Here is a 20347-nt window from a genome sequence, read left to right on the forward strand (position 1 = left end):
ATCCTCAGTTGTATTTCCTGAAGCCTGGATAGCGGAAGGCGCCAATCTTCTCCAGTGGGGCCCACACCTGATTGCGTGGTACGCCCGGACCATATGGCGGACCCGCTTGCGCGTCGCCGCCTGGTTCAAACCTTCCAACAGGCTAGTGGGCTTGAGGTTCTTGCAGGGCAGCAGGATCGCCGGCGCTTTGGAGTGGACGCTAGGGTGACCCCGGCCGTTTCGGGTCAGCCTTGCCGGTTTTCCGAAAGTTCCTGTATCATCCTTTCGCGCATCACGAATTTCTGCGCCTTGCCGGTGATGGTCATCGGCAGCTCTTTGACCACCCGGAAATGGCGCGGGATCTTGTAATGCGCGATCTGCCCTTGGCAGAAAGCGCGCAATTCGTCGACGTTCAGTGCCTCGCCGGGACGCGCCGTGGCCCAGGCGCACACTTCCTCGCCGAACTTCTCGTCCGGGACGCCGAAGACCTGGACGTCGCTGACCTTCGGATGTCGCAGCAGGAATTCTTCGATCTCGCGCGGGTATATGTTCTCGCCCCCGCGGATGATCATGTCTTTCACACGGCCGACGATGGCGCAGAAGCCGTCGGCGTCGAAAGTGGCCAGATCACCGGTATGCATCCAGCCATCGGTGATGCTGTCCGCCGTGTTGGTCGGATCGTCCCAATAGCCCTTCATCACCGAGTAACCGCGCGTGCATAACTCGCCCGTCTCGCCTGCCGGGACGATCCCGCCGTCAGGCCCGACGAGTTTGACTTCGAGATGCGGATGGACGCGCCCCACGGTTTCGCAGCGTTTGTCGGTGGGGTCGTCAACGAAACTCTGGAAGGATACGGGCGAGGTTTCGGTCATTCCGTAACAGATCGTCACTTCGGGCATGTTCATGTCACGGTTCACCCTGCGCATCGTCTCGACCGGACAGGGCGCGCCTGCCATGATCCCCGTTCGCATGGCGCTCAGGTCGCGCGGGCGGGAAGACACGGCTTCCAGCATGGCGATGAACATGGTCGGCACGCCATAGACCGCGGTGCAGCGTTCGCGCTCCAGGGCATCCAGCGTTACCGAGGCATCGAACCCTTCGCCAGGGAAAACCATCGCAGCCCCCTTGCTGACCGCGCCCAGCACCCCCATCACCATGCCGAAGCAGTGATAGAGCGGGACCGGAATGGCGAGCCGGTCGATCTCGGTCAGATGTATCCTGTCGGTCACGAAACGGGCGTTATTGACGATGTTGTAGTGCGACAGGACCGCGCCCTTCGGCGCACCGGTCGTACCTGACGTGAACTGGATGTTGATCGCTTCGTCGGGGTTCAAAGCCGCATCTATGGAGGGCAGGCGCAAGAGCTGCGACGGACCGCCGAATTGGCGCAACTGCTCGAAAGTCAGCGCGCCGGGTCCCGGGTCGCTGTCCATCACAACGACGGTCTGAAGTTGAGGAAGCTTGACGGCGTTCAGCTTGCCCGGTTTGCAAGTCTCCAGTTCCGGCGCAAGTTGGCGGATCATGCCCAGATAGTCCGAGCTCTTGAACGATCGGGCGCTGATCAATGCCTTGCAGCCGACCTTGTTCAGCACGTATTCGAGCTCGGCCAGGCGGTAGGCCGGGTTGATGTTGACCATCACCACCCCGATCCGCGCCGTCGCGAACTGCGTCAGCACCCATTCCAGACGGTTGGGCGACCAGATGCCGACGCGATCCCCTTTGACCAGGCCAAGCGCCAGCAGGCCCGAGGCAAGTTCGTCGACCGCACGGTCGAGGTCGTAATAGCTGAGCCTCACGTCCTGCTCGAGGAACACCATCGCCTCGCGCGGGCCGAAGCGCGATACCGTCTCGCGCAGCAGCTGCGGGATCGTGATATAGGCAAGTGGTGGCACGGAGGGGCCGCGCATGTAGGATATGCCGCCCTCGGGCCCGAGATTTGCCGGAGCGGCCTCGGTCACCGCGTCCCAGCCGGAAATCCGGCTCGACAGGCTCTCACTCAGGATCGACATCTTCGCCTCCCTTCCATGCCCAATGGCTTACATGGCGCGCCATTCGCCGCCTTGTTCGAAAGCGTGCGCCGCCTGGTAGATCTTCAGTTCGCCATAATGCGCCCCGACCAGCATCATCCCGATCGGCAATCCCTCGCTCAGCCCGCACGGCACGCTCATGGCGGGCAGGCCGGCGCTGTTGAAGGGTGCAGTATTGCCGATCATCTCGAAGGCGCGCTGGACGTAGAGCGAGATCGAACAGTCGGGCGGCGGAATTTCCTGCGGCTTCATCGGCACGGTCGGCATCAGCAACATGTCGTATTGCTTGAGCGCGTCTGTGTATTTCGACACGACCTTGCGCATGATGTTCTGGGCTTTTCCGTAGAACCGGCCACGATACTGTGTCTGGAAATATTCGCCGACGAACATCGAGACCTTGAGCGAGTGTGACAGCTCATCGGCCCGACCGTGCCACTGGGCCATATGATCCATCATCGACGGCAGGAAGAGGCCGCGATAATTCGTTCCGGCGGAATGGCCCCACATCATGTGGTCCTGCAGCCCCTCCAGTGTAATCGCGGTCCAGCAGTCGATGGCCAGATGATGCTCGGGGATCGAGACCTCCTCGACCCGCGCGCCCAGATCGCGGAAGCGGTCGGCGGCGGCCAGAACCTTGCGGTCGACATCCGCCTCGCTTTCCGGCCGATTGAACCCTTCCTTGAGGATACCGATGCGCAGACCCTGCGCGCCGCGGCCCAAGGCTTCGGTATAGCGGTAGACGCGCGGCTTGTATTGCCGCGGGTCAAGGCCATCCTCGCCGGCCAGCACTTCCAGCAGCAGGGCGTTGTCGGCGACGTTGTTCGTGACCGGCCCCACGTGGTCGATGGTCTGCTCGACCGGCATGACCCCGGTATAGGGAACCAGCCCATGGGTCGGCTTCATGCCGTAGACGCCGCAATTCGAGGACGGAATACGGATCGAGCCGCCCTGATCTCCCGCGATCGCCATATCGACTTCGCCGGTCGCCACGAGTACCGCCGACCCGCTGGACGAGCCGCCGGCCATGTAGCCGCGCTTCCAAGGGTTTTGCACAGGGCCCTTGGCTCCAGTATGCGACCCGCCCGACAGGCAGAAGTTCTCGCAATGCGACTTGCCCATGATTGTCGCGCCGGCATCCAGCATCCGGGTGACGATAGTGGCGTCGATCTCGGGCGTGAACCCTTCCATGATGGACGAGCCGTTCATCATCGGAACACCGGCCAGGCAGACAGTATCCTTGAGCACTATGCGCTTGCCGCGCAGGGGTCCGTCCGGAGCCCCACGGACTTCGGCCTTCACATACCAGGCATTCTGCGGGTTTTCGGAATAGTCCGGAAAGTGACCAGGCGAGCGGGGATATCGCACGGACGGAAGGTAATCCGGCATTGCATCCAGCCGGTCGTAGGACTGAAAATTCGGCTCCATCAGCGTCAGAAATTCTGACAGGTCCTCATCGGAAAGGTTCATCCCGAAGCGCTGCGCCATCGTGCGCATCTGCGAAAGCGAAGGCCGTTTGATCGTCATGTTATTCACCTGCGGAGTCGGGGCTGATTGCGCTGCGACGGCCGTTTGCGACGCGGCAGCACGATTTTGGGAAGAAGGAGCGGCCGTTCGCGGACCAGCCGATTGGACCGAGGCGACTCCCTTGGTCCGGTGCGTGGCAGGCGTACCCCCGCCCCGCGTCGAGCGCGCCGCGCCGAAACCGAGGAACTGGTTCACCTTGGCCTGATCCGCGAGATCGGCTCGGCTGAGTTCGCCGGTGATCCGGCCCCTTTCCAACACCAGAACCCGGTCCGACAGATCTGTAATGAAATCGAAATTCTGTTCGACCAGCAGCACGGAAAGCCCGCGGGCGTGGCGCAAGTTCAGCAGCGTCTCAGCCATTTCCTCGATGATGGAAGGCTGGATGCCTTCGGTCGGTTCGTCGAGCAGCAGGAAATCCGGGTCGCCCATCAGGCAACGTGCCAGCGCGAGCAGCTGTTGCTCGCCCCCTGAAAGCGCGCCGCCGTCGCGTTCCAGCAAAGGACGCAGGCGCGGGAAATCGGCCAGGACGCTTTCCATCGTGTCCTGCTCCGAGGCGCCCGAATAATCATGCCAGGCAAAGCGCAGGTTGTCGCGGACCGACAGTTGCGGGAATATCCCGCGCCCCTGCGGCACATAGCCAAGCCCCAGCCCGACCCGTTCATTCGGAGCCATTCGGGTAATGTCGGCGGAATGAAAACGCACGGTGCCCGCGGTGGCCGGCAGAAACCCCATCAGAGTCTTCAGAAGCGTTGTCTTGCCCATGCCGTTGTGGCCCAGGACCCCAACCACCTCGCCTTCCATCACCAAAAAATCGATACCGTGCAGGATCGGCACCTTGCCGTATCCACCCGAGAGCCCCTTCACGTCGAGTGTGACTGCCCTGTCTTCCGCCATGTCAGGCCTTCTTTCCGAGATAGACATTGCGCACCTGCGGATCGGCCATGACGCGGTCCACGTGATCCTCCATCAGAACGGCGCCCTGGTGAAAAACCGTCACCGTTTCGGCGATGGCGCGAATGAACTGCATGTCGTGCTCGACGATTACGATGGCGGCGGACTTGTTCAGTTCGTGGATGATGCCGGTCATCCGCTCGACATCCTCGGCGCTCATCCCCGCCGCCGGTTCGTCAAGCAGAACCAGCCAGGGATCGCCCACCGCAACCAGTCCAAGTTCAACGCGCTGACGTTCGCCGTGGGCGAGCTGGCCCAGCGTATTGCGGGCGATCGGGCCAAGGGCCAGCCGTTCGATCATCTCTGCTGTCTTGTGGCGTGCTTCGTAAGACGATAGAAACCGCCGCGCCGCCAGCCAGATGTTTTCGAAGACCGTGAGGTTGTCCATGACCGATGGGGTCTGCATCTTGATGCCGACACCCAGAGAGGCGATCTGATGCGGCATCCAGTGGGTCGTCTCGTGGCCGCGCATGAAGATCTGTCCTTCGGTTGGCGCTTGCAGTCCCGCGAGGCATTTGAAGAACGTAGACTTGCCCGCGCCATTCGGACCGATAAGACAGCGCAACTCGCGCGCGCGCAGCCTGAAGTTCACATTGTCCGCCGCGGTCACCCCGCCAAAGCGCATCGTGAGCGCGGTGGTTTCCAGAACGACCTCAGCCATGGAGCCGCTCCCGCGTGCGCGACCGGCGCGCCTGGTGAATGCGCCCGAACGGACGACGGCCAAAGCTCACCCGCCACAGCGAGACGAGAGCCGGGACAATGCCGCGTGGGAGGAACAGGACGAAGATCACCAGGATCAGCCCCAGGATCAGGGTGTTGTCGATCATGTGTTGCTGGCCGAGCAGGAACTTGACATAGGCCAGCCCGGCCGCCCCGAGGATCGGGCCCAGGCGGGTGCCAAGACCGCCGACGATGCACCAGATGATGATTTCGGCGGACTGGCTCAGCGAAAAAAGGTTGGGGGTGACGATCTCCGCCCAATTGGCGAACAACGCGCCCGCCAGTCCAGCTATTGCGGCACCAATGGCAAATAGCACCGTCTTGCGGGCGCGCACATCATAGCCCATCAGCGACAGCCTTGTCTCGTTCTCGCGGATGCCGACGGCAATCCGGCCAAAGCTCGATCTCAGCAGTAGCGAGACCAGCAGGAAGACGATCGCCAGAGCCACGGCGCAGAGATAGAAATAGGCGTCGCCCCAGATATAAGCGCCGGGATCGCCCGGTACGTTCAGCGTCTGAAAGCCCGGGATTCCGTTGAACCCGCCAAGCTTTGCCGTGCCGATCATGTACTGCGGCCCGGCGGTGGAGTTCATGAATTTGAAGAGGATGAGCGTGACGACGAGGGTGATGACACCGAGATAGACATCGGTCAGGCGGCCATAGAACATCATCGCCCCAAGCAGTGCGGCAAACGCGGCCGGCACCAGCACCGCGAGGATCATAGGCAGAGTGCTTTCTCCGATGTTTATGGCGGCAATGGCGTAGGTGTAGGCGCCCAGCCCGAAGAACGCGGCCTGGCCGAAGCAGAGTATGCCGCCAAATCCCCAGATCAGCCCCAGACTCAATCCCAGCATCCCGTAGATGACGAGAACCGTCAGGGTGTAGGTGCCGATCATCAGCGGCATGATCCAGATGAGCACCGCTGTTACGATGACGGTTGCGATCACGTCGCGCGACAGGCGGCCGTCCATTACAGCTTCCCCTTGAAGAAGCGGCCGGTAATGCCCTGCGGCAAGAGGCGCAGCAGCAGCACGGCAACGACCAGCAGCGCGACCTCGCCAATCACGGGCGAGATGGCGAAGGTGAAGAACTGGCTCACCACGCCGAAGAAGCTTGCGCTCGACAGAAGTCCGGCAACCAGCGACGGACCGCCCGCGATAACCGTGATGAAGGCCTTGGCGATATAGGCGCCGCCCGATGTTGGCACGAGGCCGACGAGCGGGGCAAGAACGGCCCCAGCCAGACCCGACAGCGCCGAGCCGCAGAAGAAGGTGGCCATGTAGATGCGGTCGGGCGAATAGCCAAGGGTGGCCGCCATGTCGGCCCGCTGCATGGCGCCGCGGGCGATCAGCCCGGCGCGGGTGGTCTTCAGGACGGCCAGGATGCCGACCAGCAGCAAGATCGCGACAACGATGATGAAGAAGTTATAGCCGTTGATCTGATACCTGCCGACCGCAAACCCGGTGATCGGTGTCGATATACCCGTCGTGGTATTGCCGAATATCATCGTGGTGGCCCCGATGAAGAACAGGCTCAGCCCCCAGGTCGCCAGCATGGTATCGACAAGTCGGCCGTAGAGATGACGGATGACCAAACGTTCGACAACGAGGCCAATCAGCCCGACGATCAGAGGCGCGATGATCAGCATGGCGACAAACACGTTCACGCCAAGGTTGACAGCGGTGATCGTCGCATAGCCGCCCATCATCATGAACTCGCCATGTGCCAGGTTGATCACCTTCATCATGCCGAAAACCACGGCCAGGCCGGCGCCGATCAGGATCAGCGAGGCAACCGCGTAGAGCATTTCCACCAGTATGACGAATGAAAGGTCCATCTTGTCTTTCGGTCTTTTCGCGCGTGCGGAAGCAGCCCCCCGGCGGAACCGGAGGAGGATGGGACGGGGCGGCGCAACACCGCCCCGGTATTCGACCGTTTCAGATCTGGATTTCGTATTGGGTGTTGTCGTCGGGATTGGCTTCGAGATCGCAGACCGCCTGGGTGTCGATCGGCGGGCGCTGCTGCAGCGTTTCGATCACGTTCATCTTCTGGTCCTTGAACTTCATCAGATGCACGTCGACTGTAGTGTGATGGGTCTTGGGATCGACGGTGTATTTGCCCGCCGGACCATCGACCGAGATCCCGGTCTCCAGCGCTTTTACCACGGCATCATGATCGACAGATCCGGCCAACTCGACTCCCTTGGCCCAGGTGTGCACGCCGTAATAGGTTGAAACCGCAAGCTCGTGCAGGGCGGACGGGTCGCCATATGCGGCGCTCCAGCGTTCCTTGAAGGCGATGTTGGCGGGCGTGTCGAGATCCTGGCTGTAGGAATAGGCCACCATGATACCGTCGCCTTCCTCGGGCGTCAGGACCTTGTGCTCGTTGCCGACGCCGAGCGTGGTCGAGGCAAGCGGGATCTTGTCCTTCATGCCCGAAGCCGCCCATTGCCGGAAGAAGCTCAGATGTGCTCCGCCCACCAATGGAGCGACGATCAGATCGGGTGCCGCGGTCTGGATCTTGGCAATCGTGGCGCCGAAATCGGCGACATCTAGCGGGAAGAAATCGGTCGCCACCACTTCGCCGCCAGCATCCTGCACGAACTTCTGGATCCAGCGCGCAGTGATCTGGCCATAGTTGTAGTCGGCGGCCAACGTGTAGACCTTCTTGCCGCCCGCTTCCTTCATCGCCCACGGCACCAGCACTTCAGCCTGCTGAGCGGGGGTTACACCGTTGCAGAAGATGTTCCGGTCGCAGACGCCGCCCTCATACTGAACGTTGTAGAAATAGAGCGTGTTCGTCTTGCGCATCGTCTGTCGGATCGCCTCGCGAGAGGCCGAAAGGATGCCGCCATGCACCACATCCACCTTGTCCTGACGGGTAAGCTGCTGGGCGTATTGGGAATAAAGCGCCATGTCGGACTGGGTGTCATAGGCCTTCACCTCAAGCTGGCGGCCCAGAAGCCCGCCCGCGCCGTTGATCTCGTTGATCGCCAGCCGAAAGGCCATGTCCATCGGCTTGCCATAGGCATCGAAGATGCCTGAGGTATCGAGGATCGAGCCGACCTTGATCGTGTCGGCGGCAAGAACCGCCCTGGGCAGCATGGCCGCGCCGGCAAGTGCCGCTGTCGAGCCGATGAATTTCCGTCTGTTAAGTGACATTGCACTTCCCTCCGTGTTGTCAGTTTTGCTTTGATTGCGCGGGTTTCGGGCCCCGCGGTTTTTGGTCATTTGTCGTCGTCACGGTCTATTTTCTGCGGCGCGCCGCCCTGTCCCGCCGGTTTGGCCTTGATCCGGTTCGCATAATCCGCCGTCCGGCCTGCCAGGTTGGCGTCGAAATCGAGACCGATCTCCTCGCCCATCTGCTTCATCGCCGGCAGGCGCACGGCCATCCCGAGGATCTGGTCCATCGCCGCACCAAAGGCACCGTCGACGCCGCCTTCGCCCGCCCCTGCGCCGCGACCCATTCCGCCGATCTGGTTGATGCGGATCGAGTCGATTTTTTCCACCGGCTTCATCATCTGGGTCATGATTTCCGGCATCCGGTCGAGCTTGCGTTCTTCCAGCCGCATCCGGATCACGGCATCCGACAGCGTGTTCTCGGCTGAGTTGAGCGCTGTGCGGCCGGCCGCTTCGGCCTCCATGCGAACGCGCTCGGTCTCGGCCTGCTTGGAGGCCGCCGTCGCCTCGGCCTGGGCGCGGGCCAGCAGGGTCTCGACCTCGCGCTTGACGCGGGACTCTTCCAGCTCACTGTCCCTTTCCTGCTTCAGGCGCGCGATCTCGCGCTCGCGCTCGGCCTGGGCGCGCTCTTTCTGGGCCTGGACATGTTCCGCGGCGAGCAGGACCTTGGCCCGCGCTTCTTCCTCGGCCGCCTTGGCCTCGGTTTCCTCGGCACGCTGACGGGCCAGCTTGATGCCGTTGGCGATCTTGGTTTCCTCTAGCGCAAGGATCGCCGCCATCTCGGCCCGACGCAGCGCCTCGTCGTTCTGCACCTGGGCCGATTTGACCCGGGCGTCGTTCGCGATGCGCGCCGTCTCGAACGTCAGCCGAGCCTCATCGCGGGCCTGTTCCTCACGCGATTTCGCCTCGGCCTCCAGTTTCACAAGGAACTCCTGCTGCGCGATATCGGCTTCGCGCTCGGACCGCTTGAGTTCGAGGGCGCGCTGGTGTTGCGCCAGCTGGCTTTCCCGCACCGCGATATCGGCCTCGGTCTCGATCTTGATCCGCGCCTTGCGCTGATCGGCCACAAGTTCCGCCAGACGGCGCATGCCCTGCGCGTTGAAGGCGTTGTTCTCGTTCCACTGGCTCAGGTCGCTTTGATCGACATGGATCAGCGACGCACCAACCAGCGTCAGGCCCAGACGCGCGGCCTGTAACTCAATGGCCGTAGCCACCTCTTCGGCAAACCCCGCGCGGTCCAGATGGATCTCTTCCAGCGTGCGCTTCGCCGCGGCATTCTGGATCGCATTGACCAGCGTCCCCGCCATCACGTCCTCCAGACTGTCCGCACCCCGTGCAATCCGCTGTCCCAAAGCTTGCGCTGCCGTAGCAATCCCTTCTTCGGTCGGCGCCACGCGGAGTTCGCAATCAAAGCTGAGATCCGCTCGCATCTGGTCGCGGGTCAGCACGGCGTTGCGTCCCGCCCGCGCGGTCTGGAAACTCAGCGCTCCCATCGAAACACGCTGAACCTTGTGCAGGATCGGCAAGGCAAGGCATCCGCCGTCGATCACCACGCGCCGCCCTCCGAGGCCCGTGCGGACCAACGCGCTGTCGAGCGTCGCCTTGGCGTAGTAACGCTGAAGAAACCAGATTCCGACAAGCAAGATCAGTGCCGCGAGCACCAGAAGGGCGATCCAGAGCAAGGTTTAACTCCCCGTTTTCCATTCGTCCCGGCCTCGGTTCGGGCGCGGTTATCGACAGCCGGATCGTGGGAGATTTTATTTTCCATTTCAAGTAAAAACTTGAAATGGAAACATTTTTCTTCTAACTATATGTTTTAAAATACTTAATTACTTCCATCTTCAAGCCATCCGCCCGGGCAAGATAGATTGGAGCACGTTGTCCGCGCGACGCTCCCAACGGCTTCCTTGCGCTCCGGTGGATCACGGGCAGCGCGCTTCCCACGCCTCCGGTCCGCCAGGTGTCAGGGTGCCCCTGAAGCAGGCCTGCCAGGTAATGCACACCCTCGTAGGTCGATTGACCTAGCGCGTTGAGCACCGGAGCCTGGTCGCCGTGAAGCCTATAGTAGGACTCCTTGAAGGCCGCATTCGCTTCGGTCGGAAGGGCGCCAAAATATCCCGAGGCCACGAACAGGCGTTTGGCATTCCGCGCACCGCTGGCCAGGAGCGCGTTCTCGTCTATCGCGCAGGACAGGCGTACGATCTTGCTGTCCAGACCCGCCGCCCCGAAGGCGCGGTTGAATGACACGGCGTCCTGACCAACAAGCGAAATCAGCAAGGCTTCTGCTCCGGAGACGGCAATGTCTTCGACGTGGCGCGCCATGTTGCTCAGACCGAAGGGAAGATACCTTTCGTAGGCCAGATTGACCGACATCTTCTTGAGCTTCGACTTGGCATAAAGATGCGAGATACGCGGCCAGACATAATCATTACCGATCAGCGCCCAACTGCCAGGGCGGTATTCGCTCTGGAGCGTCTCCATGGCAGGCCCAAGCTGTTCGTCCGGCGTCTCGCCAATGGCATAAAGGCCGGCGGTCGTTTCTCCGCCTTCGTAGAGAGGCGTATAAATGTAGGGGATGCGCTGGCGGACCACTTTGCTCAGCCGCTGCCGGATTGCGCTGATGTGCATCCCCACAATGGCGTCGATCGAGCCGCTTTCGATCAGGTCGTTCACCGTCTCCTCGATCGGCAGCGAGGATTCCTGTGCCGAGTCAATCATGATCAGCTGGACCTTGCGCCCGTTGACGCCATTGGCCCGGTTCAGCTCTTCCACAGCCGCCTGCGCGCTCGAGATGCAGGACGGCGCCCAGATGCCCGCAGAGCCGCACAGCGGGATAAGGAGAGCGATGCGATATATGCCCCGAGCCGGGGCCATATGGCCGTCACGCAATTCGTCCAGCTCGGTCGGGACGAACGGCACAGAAGCAAACCTGTTCATGTAGACCCCGCCCTTTCAGCGCGGATCGGGAATTTCCACATTGCATTTGAGTTTATTTTCCAAGTCAACTAAAATCTGTGGAAAATGTGGAGCGGCAGGCGCTATGGATCAGTCAGAGAGCCCGATGAACAATTTTGTCTCTTATGCGCTGGCTGCCGCGCACCGGCGCATCAATGCGTCACTTACTGCCCGCCTCCGCAAGCATGACATCCAGATCGAAGGCTGGCGGCTCCTCGAAGCTCTGGATTCGGGGCAGCGTTACACCATGGGGGAACTGGCCGAGATCGTGCTCATGAATCCGCCGACTCTGACCAAACTGGTCGACAGGATGGTATCGGACGGCCTGGTCCATCGACAGGTCGCCCAAAACGATCACCGGAAGATCAATGTGCTGCCCACGCCTCTGGGACTGAAGCGGATGCTGCAGATCCGGGCAGAAATCGAAGATCAGGACGCCAGCATCCTGCGCCAGCTTGGCGAGAGGGAGTCGCAGAAGCTGATCACTCTTTTGCAGGGCCTCACCTGAATGACCCGCTCACGGCCGGTTTCATGTGAGGTGCCGCCAGATTTGCAGACGCTTTGCCCCTTAACTTAGAGGCAAGGAGGCTGAGATGGGGACAAGCAACTACAGCGGTGATTTCCAGCGGTGCGCATGAAAAAGTCGCCGGTTTCCCGGTCGTCTTGCTGCGTGCTGTCGGTGATGTTGCAGCCATGGGCGGCAAGATAGGTGGAGATTCCGGCGACGATGCCACGGGTCGAGCGGCAGGTCGCGGTCAGGCAATACCCGGTCATTCGGATGTTCCGGGAAGGTTGATCAGGATGAGGTCGGGCCCCGCTCACGGTTGCCGGACAGGGGGGCAAGGGCCGCGTCGAGCCCCGCGCAGAAGGCCTCGAGCGGGACAGGATCCCCGACAGCGATGAAGACCACTCCGGGGGTTCCCTGCGCGGCCGGAGTCACCCTGGTCCGGCTGCCGACGCATTGGATCAGCGCCGGCCTTGCGGTCGCCGCATCAGCGACGAACCCCTTGGCGCGGTGAACGCTCGCCGGCAGGGTGGCGAAGGCCGCCTCGAGGCGGGCAAGGTCGACAGGCTCCGTGGGGCACCAGGTCCGCGTCACGAAGTCCCGCTGGGCTTTGGGCAACGCGAAACCGGCGTAATCGGGCGCGCAGATGCTCGCGGCGAAAAGCAGCGAGGCCGGCACGCGCCCCTGCGAGATGCGCGCCACACGCGCCCCCTTTCGGCGCGCGTGCAGCCAGGCCTCGGTCGTGCGGACGTCCTCCGGTTCGCAGAGATCGGTCTTCGTCAGCAGCACGATATCCGCAATGTCGAGCTGGTTGCGGACCAGCTGGCCGACGAACCTGTCGCCTGCCCGGCGACGTATCGTTTCGGCGTCCGCAGCTACGAGCACGGCATCAAGCTCGAAGCCCGGCCAATGCCCCGCCGACATACCGATTCGCGCCGGTCCCGCCACGCCGCTCGCCTCAATCAGAACGCGGTCGGGCCGCTCGGGGCGTGCCGCGATGGCGGTGAGCGTTGCGCCGAGATCGTCGCCGATGGAGCAGCAGACACAGCCGTTACTCAGCTCGACCACGTCCCGGCCGCGCTGACGCACCAGCGCGGCATCGATGTTGACCGAGCCGAAATCGTTCACCAGCACCGCAAGCCGCTGCCCTCCCGCCCCTGCCAGCACGCCGTTCAGGATCGTCGTCTTCCCGGCGCCGGGTGCTGGCAGACAAATGCGAACCAGTCTCCGCATCGCAGGAGGAAGGCGTCCCTATTCCGCGCAGAGACCGCGCCAGTCGTCGAGAGCGGCGGCACGGTTCTGCTTGAAGATCGTGCGGGAAGAGAGGTTGCGTTCCTGGTTGAATAGATTGTGAACCGAGGCGTGGACGGCGGCGAACAACTGTAACGTTCGCATACGGCGGAAGCGGAGCATCGCTCGTTCGCGCCTTCGGAATGGTTGATGCGAATTCTCCGCACGATTGTTGGCCCAGCGTCCTGTCTCCTGTCGGTCCCGGATACCGAGATCGTCGAGGGCGGCCCAATAGGACCGCAGTCGGTCGGTCACGATTTCTTCGGCGCGGCCATGCCGCTTCAGCGATTTCTTCAAGAATTTCTGTGCCGCTTTCTTGTCCCGGGTCTTCGTCACGAAGCTCTCGAGCACCTCGCCCTCGTGATCGACCGCCCGCCAAAGGTAGTGCCGTTCGCCGTTGATTTTCACAAAGACTTGGTCGAAGTGCCAGCGCCAGCGGCTCGACCGCATCCCCTCAACGCGCCGTTTCCGGATCCCCGAAGCAAACAGCGGGCCGAAGCGGTGCCACCAAAACCGCACCGTCTCGTGGCTGACCTCGACGCCGCGCTCGTGCAACAGAACCTCGACGTTCCGTAGCGATAGCGGAAAGCGGATGTACATCATGACCGCCAGCCGGATGATCTCGGGCGACGTCTTGAAGGAGCGGAACGGTGAGCGCTGGGTCATGGCCAAAGGCTACCCAGCCCATCCCTCCGCCTCAAGTCAGGTTCCCTTGACAGCAGCCTCTGCCGGAATGCGCAGATTTTTTAACGCGAGATTCGCAATCTGGATAGAGAAAGCCGTTGAGCGGTCGATATTTGAACTGACTGTCTTCCCTCCCGAAGAATGACGAGAGTTTTGGGTAAGCGGAGCGCAGCACAGTAACGCTTGATTGGATATCCAAGGTTCGCCGACGGGTCTGGGTGAAGTTCATTGGACGCCCTCGTACCCGTGCCCGTCGGTGGCAACAAGGGGACCGCCCGCTTGAACCGCACAGACAAGGCTGCCATTTGCTCGGTCCCCGGCCATCCCCAAGGTTCCCTCCGGTGTGCCCCGATCGAACGCGCGGAGTATGCGACACGGAAGCCGATACGCTCGAGCAGGCCTTCTCGTTGGAACGGTCGGAACGGCTATCGGCGGCCGATTGACCAGGCAGGGACAGGTCAGCCGCAGGATTCCGCGACCAGCAGGCAAAGTCATTTCTCCTGCGTCCTTGCGCCGAGCTCTGTCGTGGCCCGGATGAGCGAACAGCTCACCGACAAGCACCGCGACCGTGCCAATACCTCGCGGGTCGAAGCCACTCGGCTCTCTCCTCTGGACGTGATGTCCGTTAACCACGAGGTTCGCCCATGCAGACTATCTTGATATCCATAACCGCGTTGGCGATTTCCGCACTGCCGATGCAGGCAGGCGAATGGTCCGTTCTGCTGGTCGGCCCGACGCAGGCAAGCGGTAGCGCAACGATCGCGTTCGCGACGGATGGCAGCGTTTCGGGGTCGACCGGATGCAACCGATTTCAGGGCCAGGCCGTCTTTGACGGCGCAGGCATCGTATTCGACAAGCCATTGGCGATGACCCGCATGGCATGCCCCGGCACCGAGGTGACACGGCAGGAAGACACCATCGTCGCCCTGCTGCAGGACCGCGTCATTGTCAGTCTCAACCCCTTCACCGGGGAACTCGTGCTTTCGCGCGGAGACCTGTCGCTGGTCGCCGCGGCTCAGCCTGAATGGGATGATGGCGGCATGCGTCCGAATGCCGGGCTGGAACGGCCGGCGGGCGATCCGCCCTACCTCGGGGTTTTCGGTCTTGCCGATCCGCTCGATATACGAGCCAAACCCTCAAGTGATGCCCCTGCCCTTGCCGGGGTGCAATCGGGCACGGTACTGCGCAACCTCGGCTGTTCCGACCATGGCGGGGTGCGTTGGTGCAACGTCGCGCCGCTTTCGGGCGCGCCGGTGGGCTGGGCCCCGTCCGAATTCCTGGAACCCGCCGGCGCAGCGCTGCGAGCCGGTCAAGGCGCGTTTGATGCCACCAGCCAGATCCCCTGCGCCAAGGGCCAGGGCGCGCCGACCACCGGTTGTCCCTTCGGCGTGGTGCGCGGGCCGGGAGGATCGGCGGTTGTCGTGGTGCGAAAGCCGGACGGAGTGGAGCGGGTGCTCTACTTTGAAAACGGCGCCTTCAGTGGCGCGGACAGCAGCCAGGCGGGCGGCGGTTTCGCTTCCTCCTCCACGCGAGACGCCGACCTGTCGCTGATCCGGGTCGACGATGAACGCTACGAGATACCCGACTCCGTCCTGTTCGGCGGATGATTTCAAAAAAGGAGTATGTTCAATGAAATACGTCTTGCTCGCGGCACTGGTCATGGCCTCTCCCGCCGTGGCCGCGGAACAGGATGCCATCGACGGCTGCATCGACCAGCTCCGCACGGTTGGGGGGCCTGACGCAGCGAACGGCGGCGAGATCCTGAGCTCGGAGTATTCCGAAGCCGGAACGCTGGTCATGCTGAGAGATTCCGGCGGAACCGTCTGGCGCTGCATCGGCTACAATGACGGCACCGTGGGAGAGCTGGCGGTGACCAACGCCGCGGACGACGGCGGCGGCGCGATGGCCCGTGCGAATTCGGAGCCGACGACGACAACTGACACGGTTCGTTTCGCTGCGGGCAGCAGTTCCACCGAAATCGATGGTGGACTGACGCCCGGAAGCTCCGTCCGTTACGTGCTTGGCGCCAGGAACGGCCAGTTCCTCGATGTTTCGGTGGCCCCGCAGGGCGACGGCATCACCTACCAGATCTTCAACCCGGACGGGTCCTTCCTGCTCGACCAGATCAGTTCAGATACGCCCTATCGCGGCCAGCTCTGGCAGAACGGCGATCACGTCGTCGAGGTGATCAACACCGGGTCGCAGGACACCGCCTATACCGTCCGTTTCGCCATCGAATGAAACCATCTGGGTCGGGCTTTACATCCGGTCAGCCGCAGGATCCGCCATGCCGAGACTTGCCTTCCTCTGCCATCTGCCACCTGCCGCGGCGTTCTGCGTACTGAGCGCAGCCGCGCTTCACGCCCAGGCCGCCCGATACATGCTCGACCAATGCGCTGCCGCTGCGCAGACACATTTCCAGGATCTCGAAGCACGCACCGAGATGCAGGACAACGGTCGGCGCACGGATGGAACCTATGCAATAAACGGACGCATCTTCCTCGAAACCCGCTTCGAGGATTTCGCCTGCAGCTGGGACGCTTCGGGCGTGCATATGACCGAGTTTTTCGCTCAAGGTGCGTATCAAACCCCTTTTGCGCCGGAGCACCGGGCGAAAGGCCCGGTTTCCGGCGGGCACGGCGGTCAGGTTCTGACCGTGACCGGAGTCGCCTCCAATGACGTGCTAAATGTCCGGTCTGGACCGTCAACGCATCATGGCATCGTGGGAGCATTGTCGAACGGAAGCGCCGTCCGCAATCTCGGGTGTTTCCGGAAAGTCAGCAGCACGTGGTGCCGTATCCAGATGATGGATGACATGCGCTCGCAAGGCTGGGTCAACGCACGATACCTTACTCCCGGCTCGGCCGTTCAACAGCCTTCGCGCCCGACCGAACCGCAGACGCGAACCGTCCGTGTCCGTTTTGCGGTGGGCACTACGGGCGCAGTATACTCGGGCAAGCTCGAACCCGGTGGGTCGCTGCGCTATGTCCTGGGCGCGCTGAACCGTCAGACTCTGGTCGTGCGCCTCAACGGATACGGCAGCGGACTGTCTTACCAAATCCTCAATCCAGACCGTAGCTTCCTCCTCGACCAGGTTCCGAGCGGGCAGGATTACCGCGGAGAACTCTGGCAATCCGGCGACCACGTGATCGAGGTCATTAACCGCGGCGGCTCGGCGGCCGAGTTTTCCCTCTCTCTCGAAGCTTATTGACGATGACCCTTTGTCGTGCCGTTTTCTGGATCTTCGCTTTGCTCTACTTTCTTGCGTTAGCCTTGTTTCTGGTCGGCACCTTCGGGCTGTTCGGGCAGGAAAAGGACCCTCTCTCGGGCGTCTTCCTGATACCACTTGGCCTGCCTTGGAACCACCTGCTCGACTTTCTGCCTGACATTATTCTCGCCTGGGCCGTCGCAGCGGCTCCGATTGTCAACCTCATCCTGCTCCGCGTGATCTGCGCCATGCTCACGCGATCCGGCAGGGCTTCTTGATCGAAACTGGAAAGGAACCGGAAATGACTTATCGACTGCTCTTTGCCTGTGCCCTCGCCACGGCCACCCTGTCGGGCTGCCTGGAAGACTCTGAGCCTGCCGCCGGAATGCCCGCCGTGGGCAGCTCAACCGATCTGACCGCCTTCCAGGGCGCGCGTGCGGGACAGGCGGAGATGGGCATCCAGGCACTGGGATATACCGCAATCCGCTCCAAGGGGCTGACCACTTGGTGGTTCAACCGCGAAACCGGCGCCTGCGCGCAGATCACCACTTCGGACGGGCGGTATTCCTCGGTTGTGATGTTGCCGGCACAGGATTGCTGATCCTCGGGAGGAATTAAACAATGGAACAGACCGTAGGAACGGGCGTGGGCCTGCTGGTCGGCCTGCTCATTGTCATTGTGTTCGGCGCGCTGGTCGGCTGGTTGGCGGGTCTTGTCGTCAAAGGTTCTGGCTTGGGCCTCGCCGGGGACATAGTTGTCGGAATTGCGGGCGCTTTCCTAGCCGGTTTCGTGTTGCCTCGGCTTGGGATCGGTGTGGACAGCGCCGTAGGCTCTATCATCGCCGCCGTGATTGGAGCCGTGGTTATCCTCCTGATCGTACGACTGATCCGGCGCGGTGCTTGAAACGAGACAGCTTTTTGTAAAGAGTCGTCGGTTCTCCAATAACATCTGAGCAGAAGTTGCGTGAACCAAATCCTTAGGAAGTCCAGAAGGTCGACGATCCACTGTCCCAGACATCAGTCTCGTATATTCCGCCTCACCCCGACGCTGCGCCCGGCAGAACCATCGCCCGGCCCAGCCATTGCAGCGACACCATCGGCAGATTGCCGTTGACGAACACCGCGCTGACCAGCGCTTCCAATCCTTCGCAGCGGAACGCCACGGGCCCCAGGCTAGTGCCTTCACCGTCGTTGGACCGTGCGTCTGAATAGCCATCGCACAGCGCGTGGATTCGCATCGCATAGGCGTTGGCGACACAGGTTTCCAAGCCGACGATCGTCTTCCAGCAGTCACGCCGGTCACGCACCCAGGCCCGTTCCGAGCACCTGAGTTCCTCCGCTCGCGGCTTGTCGACATTTGGCTCCCGCAGGGCCAATCCGTAGAGCCGCGACAGTTCCAGGTCGAGTTCCGCCAGCCCGTCGTTCCGGCAGATCGCGCTCACGGCTTCGCAGTCCGACTTGGCGCAATCGAGTGAAGGCGAGACATTCTGCGCTGAGGAAAAGCCCGCGGTACAGACTATCGCACTCGAGACGATCATAGTTAAACGGACCATTCAACTCGGCTCAGCTATAATTGAAATGTATGACCTTCCCATGCCGCACCGGGCATTGGACGAGGCTCGTGTTGTGACCGTAGCTGTAGTAGCCGGTGCCATGGAAGACGACGTGGGTGATATCGCCCTGCACGTAGACCTCGCGGACTCCTTCAAGACGGAAATCCCATCCGCCCGCCCTGGCGGCGATCCTCTCACCGTTGTGGATACACGCGCCGACGGTATTCTCGTCCCTGTGGACCTGGGGATGTGGCTTGTATTCCTCATAGCCCCGCTGGTGCTGATGCTTGGCATTGGCGTTGCCTATCACTCCAAGAGCAACGATTCCGGCAATGGCCTTCGCCGCGTTGTCTGAGGTTTCGTTCGCCATGACCGACCCGACCTGCCCAGCCAGCGTCATGCAAATGAGACAGGTGTTGGAAAAACGTGACATGGTGACCTCCGGTCAAATGGAGTTGCATCCCGAGGCTCCCATCCAACTTGGTGGCTGTCTATCCAGATTGCGAATCGCGCATACTGATCCTTCTAAGCAGCCCAACCTCGTGGAAGCCGCGGGGACGCGATCCGTCAGATTTCCGCCTATTTATCCTACCGGCTATGAACGACAGAGGAACCAGACCACATGACCACCTGGGGGCGGCATAAAAGCTAGCACACTGAGATATTTATGAAACTTCCGAGCGCTGTGACTTTCTGCCTGGTTTTCTCCACGTAGCATGGCCAGCAGTCGAAAGTTTTGAATTCGTTACCGCACCTGGGCTAGGATTGAAGCATATGTATCCAGCAGTCGTCCAAGCCAGATGCCATATTCATTCAGACAACTCGACTGGAACAGTTCGCCCGAGTCCTTGACCCGGTCCTACCTGTTTAGCGAAACCACCGCATTCAGCTTTGCCACAGAGAAAGGTGTTCTTCAGACCCACAGCTTTTCGGTCGAAGATGCGGGGCTGAGTATATCCCGCGTGACCTCGACTGGTCACGACATCGCCCTGACGGAGTCCAAGCGTGTCACCCTCATTCTGCCTTTCGTAGGCGAAATCAAAGTGGGCATTGGAGGAATGGGACTGTCCGCAAACCCATCGGGCGCTCTCCTTATCTTGCCCAACCACCGCAAGACGCGCGTGATTGCCGATGCAAGGATGCCGTATCAGGCCTATGTCGTGATGCTCCCGGTTGGTTTGCTCCCATCAGGTGCCGACACCGGCATCATCGATCGCAACCTGGCGCTCCGTTCTGAGAGTTTGGACAAGCTGCACGTGCATCTCCGGCTCATCTTTTCCAGCGTGGAATATGGCAAGCGTCATAAATTCTGCGGCCCCGCCAACGCAGAATATGTCCTCAGCTTGTTCGAGGATGCGACTGGGCGAACTGACCATCCAAAGAGGTTCCCGGCTTTGCGCGGCGGAGCACGTGTACAGGCGCGAGCCGAGGACTTCATACGCGCAAATTTCTCCCGCCCGTTGACAATGGCGGAAATCGCCGAGAGCGCGGGCATATCAGTCCGCCGTCTGCAGCTTGTGTTCCGCAGCATATCGGGGTCGACACCATACCACGCGCTAAATCTCGCCCGTATGGAAGCGGCACGCATGCACTTGCTGGACCCCAATGAAGGGAGAAGCGTCACCGAGATCGCCTTCGATTGCGGCTTCACCCACCTGAGCCGCTTCGCCGCCGCTTATCGCGAACGCTACGGACAGCATCCGAGCTCTACTCTACGTGCCTCAAAACACTAGGTCCCCACCCGTCATGCACTAAGACTGAAACCGGACCACT

Annotated in this window: 20 protein-coding genes and 1 pseudogene; 8 read left to right on the forward strand and 13 right to left on the reverse strand. The window is 61.7% G+C overall.

The annotated features are described in order from the left end of the window. Positions 1 to 224: 224 nt before the first annotated feature. The 8 genes from ACFO5X_RS03070 to ACFO5X_RS03105 form a co-directional block, all read right to left on the reverse strand. A complete protein-coding gene (locus ACFO5X_RS03070) occupies positions 225 to 1988 on the reverse strand; it encodes an AMP-binding protein (protein WP_380715759.1) in 1764 nt (587 codons plus the stop codon). Between the two features lie 27 nt (positions 1989 to 2015). Continuing rightward, positions 2016 to 4424: an amidase gene (locus ACFO5X_RS03075; protein ID WP_380715760.1), complete on the reverse strand. Its 2409-nt coding sequence runs from the start codon at positions 4422 to 4424 to the stop codon at positions 2016 to 2018. Between the two features lies 1 nt (position 4425). Beyond that, the gene (locus tag ACFO5X_RS03080) at positions 4426 to 5142 is read right to left on the reverse strand and encodes an ABC transporter ATP-binding protein (protein ID WP_380715761.1); all 717 of its coding nucleotides are present in this window, start codon (positions 5140 to 5142) and stop codon (positions 4426 to 4428) included. Then, complete coding sequence (locus ACFO5X_RS03085) at positions 5135 to 6172, reverse strand: branched-chain amino acid ABC transporter permease (RefSeq protein ID WP_380715762.1); 1038 nt, start codon at positions 6170 to 6172, stop codon at positions 5135 to 5137. The genes ACFO5X_RS03080 and ACFO5X_RS03085 overlap by 8 nt, the downstream gene beginning before the upstream one ends. Further along, complete coding sequence (locus ACFO5X_RS03090) at positions 6172 to 7038, reverse strand: branched-chain amino acid ABC transporter permease (RefSeq protein ID WP_380715763.1); 867 nt, start codon at positions 7036 to 7038, stop codon at positions 6172 to 6174. Before ACFO5X_RS03090 ends, ACFO5X_RS03085 begins: the two co-directional genes overlap by 1 nt. 100 nt (positions 7039 to 7138) lie before the next feature. Continuing rightward, positions 7139 to 8362 (reverse strand): urea ABC transporter substrate-binding protein, encoded by a 1224-nt coding sequence (locus tag ACFO5X_RS03095; RefSeq protein ID WP_380715764.1) that lies wholly within the window; start codon positions 8360 to 8362, stop codon positions 7139 to 7141. Between the two features lie 65 nt (positions 8363 to 8427). After that, positions 8428 to 10062 carry a flotillin domain-containing protein gene (locus ACFO5X_RS03100; protein ID WP_380715765.1) on the reverse strand — a complete coding sequence of 545 codons (1635 nt, stop codon included), beginning with the start codon at positions 10060 to 10062 and terminating at the stop codon, positions 8428 to 8430. A gap of 121 nt (positions 10063 to 10183) precedes the next feature. Beyond that, complete coding sequence (locus ACFO5X_RS03105; protein ID WP_380715766.1) at positions 10184 to 11317, reverse strand: substrate-binding domain-containing protein; 1134 nt, start codon at positions 11315 to 11317, stop codon at positions 10184 to 10186. A 124-nt stretch (positions 11318 to 11441) separates the two neighbouring features. Here ACFO5X_RS03105 and ACFO5X_RS03110 point away from each other — a divergent pair, with 124 nt between their 5' ends. Next, positions 11442 to 11843 (forward strand): MarR family winged helix-turn-helix transcriptional regulator, encoded by a 402-nt coding sequence (locus tag ACFO5X_RS03110; protein WP_380715767.1) that lies wholly within the window; start codon positions 11442 to 11444, stop codon positions 11841 to 11843. A gap of 122 nt (positions 11844 to 11965) precedes the next feature. Here the strand turns inward: ACFO5X_RS03110 and purU are convergent. From purU to ACFO5X_RS03125, 3 genes and pseudogenes are all read right to left on the reverse strand, one after another. Beyond that, positions 11966 to 12109: pseudogene (gene purU, locus ACFO5X_RS03115) on the reverse strand (formyltetrahydrofolate deformylase); the annotation flags it as partial. 22 nt (positions 12110 to 12131) lie between these two features. Then, positions 12132 to 13073 (reverse strand): CobW family GTP-binding protein, encoded by a 942-nt coding sequence (locus ACFO5X_RS03120; protein ID WP_380715768.1) that lies wholly within the window; start codon positions 13071 to 13073, stop codon positions 12132 to 12134. Positions 13074 to 13091: 18 nt separating this feature from the next. After that, on the reverse strand, positions 13092 to 13796 hold the full coding sequence (locus ACFO5X_RS03125) for an IS6 family transposase (protein WP_380716367.1): 705 nt from the start codon (positions 13794 to 13796) through the stop codon (positions 13092 to 13094). 662 nt (positions 13797 to 14458) lie between these two features. Between ACFO5X_RS03125 and ACFO5X_RS03130 the strand changes: the two genes are divergently transcribed. Genes ACFO5X_RS03130 through ACFO5X_RS03155 form a run of 6 tightly spaced genes read left to right on the forward strand, consistent with a single transcriptional unit; the run spans position 14459 to position 17925 of the window. After that, on the forward strand, positions 14459 to 15421 hold the full coding sequence (locus ACFO5X_RS03130; RefSeq protein ID WP_380715769.1) for an META domain-containing protein: 963 nt from the start codon (positions 14459 to 14461) through the stop codon (positions 15419 to 15421). 22 nt (positions 15422 to 15443) lie between these two features. After that, entirely contained in the window at positions 15444 to 16055 is a 612-nt protein-coding gene (locus ACFO5X_RS03135; protein WP_380715770.1) for a hypothetical protein, read from the forward strand. 46 nt (positions 16056 to 16101) lie between these two features. After that, positions 16102 to 17025, forward strand: coding sequence for an SH3 domain-containing protein (locus tag ACFO5X_RS03140; protein WP_380715771.1), 924 nt, complete (start codon positions 16102 to 16104; stop codon positions 17023 to 17025). A gap of 2 nt (positions 17026 to 17027) precedes the next feature. Continuing rightward, positions 17028 to 17300 (forward strand): hypothetical protein, encoded by a 273-nt coding sequence (locus tag ACFO5X_RS03145; protein WP_380716368.1) that lies wholly within the window; start codon positions 17028 to 17030, stop codon positions 17298 to 17300. Between the two features lie 23 nt (positions 17301 to 17323). Then, a complete protein-coding gene (locus ACFO5X_RS03150) occupies positions 17324 to 17623 on the forward strand; it encodes a hypothetical protein (RefSeq protein WP_380715772.1) in 300 nt (99 codons plus the stop codon). A gap of 20 nt (positions 17624 to 17643) precedes the next feature. Further along, complete coding sequence (locus tag ACFO5X_RS03155; RefSeq protein ID WP_380715773.1) at positions 17644 to 17925, forward strand: GlsB/YeaQ/YmgE family stress response membrane protein; 282 nt, start codon at positions 17644 to 17646, stop codon at positions 17923 to 17925. 133 nt (positions 17926 to 18058) lie between these two features. On the opposite strand, the gene ACFO5X_RS03160 is transcribed toward ACFO5X_RS03155, so the two are convergent. After that, positions 18059 to 18463, reverse strand: a complete 405-nt coding sequence (locus ACFO5X_RS03160; RefSeq protein ID WP_380715774.1) for a lysozyme inhibitor LprI family protein — start codon at positions 18461 to 18463, stop codon at positions 18059 to 18061. 121 nt (positions 18464 to 18584) lie between these two features. Continuing rightward, positions 18585 to 19007, reverse strand: coding sequence for a hypothetical protein (locus ACFO5X_RS03165; protein ID WP_380715775.1), 423 nt, complete (start codon positions 19005 to 19007; stop codon positions 18585 to 18587). Between the two features lie 415 nt (positions 19008 to 19422). On the opposite strand from ACFO5X_RS03165, the gene ACFO5X_RS03170 reads away from it, so the two are divergent. Next, a complete protein-coding gene (locus ACFO5X_RS03170) occupies positions 19423 to 20307 on the forward strand; it encodes a helix-turn-helix transcriptional regulator (RefSeq protein WP_380715776.1) in 885 nt (294 codons plus the stop codon). Positions 20308 to 20347 lie beyond the last annotated feature (40 nt).

The sequence above is a fragment of the Seohaeicola nanhaiensis genome, assembly GCF_042654245.1.
Taxonomy (GTDB): Bacteria; Pseudomonadota; Alphaproteobacteria; order Rhodobacterales; family Rhodobacteraceae; genus Seohaeicola_A; species Seohaeicola_A nanhaiensis.

What these genes read in the sequence shown, in the direction of transcription:
- ACFO5X_RS03095 (WP_380715764.1), bottom strand. Translation starts at nt 8,362, where the DNA reads ATGTCACTTAACAGACGGAAATTCATCGGCTCGACAGCGGCACTTGCC.
- ACFO5X_RS03085 (WP_380715762.1), bottom strand. Translation starts at nt 6,172, where the DNA reads ATGGACGGCCGCCTGTCGCGCGACGTGATCGCAACCGTCATCGTAACA.
- ACFO5X_RS03130 (WP_380715769.1), top strand. Translation starts at nt 14,459, where the DNA reads ATGCAGACTATCTTGATATCCATAACCGCGTTGGCGATTTCCGCACTG.
- ACFO5X_RS03145 (WP_380716368.1), top strand. Translation starts at nt 17,028, where the DNA reads ATGACCCTTTGTCGTGCCGTTTTCTGGATCTTCGCTTTGCTCTACTTT.
- ACFO5X_RS03075 (WP_380715760.1), bottom strand. Translation starts at nt 4,424, where the DNA reads ATGGCGGAAGACAGGGCAGTCACACTCGACGTGAAGGGGCTCTCGGGT.
- ACFO5X_RS03120 (WP_380715768.1), bottom strand. Translation starts at nt 13,073, where the DNA reads ATGCGGAGACTGGTTCGCATTTGTCTGCCAGCACCCGGCGCCGGGAAG.
- ACFO5X_RS03090 (WP_380715763.1), bottom strand. Translation starts at nt 7,038, where the DNA reads ATGGACCTTTCATTCGTCATACTGGTGGAAATGCTCTACGCGGTTGCC.
- ACFO5X_RS03150 (WP_380715772.1), top strand. Translation starts at nt 17,324, where the DNA reads ATGACTTATCGACTGCTCTTTGCCTGTGCCCTCGCCACGGCCACCCTG.
- ACFO5X_RS03165 (WP_380715775.1), bottom strand. Translation starts at nt 19,007, where the DNA reads ATGTCACGTTTTTCCAACACCTGTCTCATTTGCATGACGCTGGCTGGG.
- ACFO5X_RS03155 (WP_380715773.1), top strand. Translation starts at nt 17,644, where the DNA reads ATGGAACAGACCGTAGGAACGGGCGTGGGCCTGCTGGTCGGCCTGCTC.
- ACFO5X_RS03070 (WP_380715759.1), bottom strand. Translation starts at nt 1,988, where the DNA reads ATGTCGATCCTGAGTGAGAGCCTGTCGAGCCGGATTTCCGGCTGGGAC.
- ACFO5X_RS03105 (WP_380715766.1), bottom strand. Translation starts at nt 11,317, where the DNA reads ATGAACAGGTTTGCTTCTGTGCCGTTCGTCCCGACCGAGCTGGACGAA.
- ACFO5X_RS03110 (WP_380715767.1), top strand. Translation starts at nt 11,442, where the DNA reads ATGAACAATTTTGTCTCTTATGCGCTGGCTGCCGCGCACCGGCGCATC.
- ACFO5X_RS03080 (WP_380715761.1), bottom strand. Translation starts at nt 5,142, where the DNA reads ATGGCTGAGGTCGTTCTGGAAACCACCGCGCTCACGATGCGCTTTGGC.
- ACFO5X_RS03135 (WP_380715770.1), top strand. Translation starts at nt 15,444, where the DNA reads ATGAAATACGTCTTGCTCGCGGCACTGGTCATGGCCTCTCCCGCCGTG.
- ACFO5X_RS03125 (WP_380716367.1), bottom strand. Translation starts at nt 13,796, where the DNA reads ATGACCCAGCGCTCACCGTTCCGCTCCTTCAAGACGTCGCCCGAGATC.
- ACFO5X_RS03140 (WP_380715771.1), top strand. Translation starts at nt 16,102, where the DNA reads ATGCCGAGACTTGCCTTCCTCTGCCATCTGCCACCTGCCGCGGCGTTC.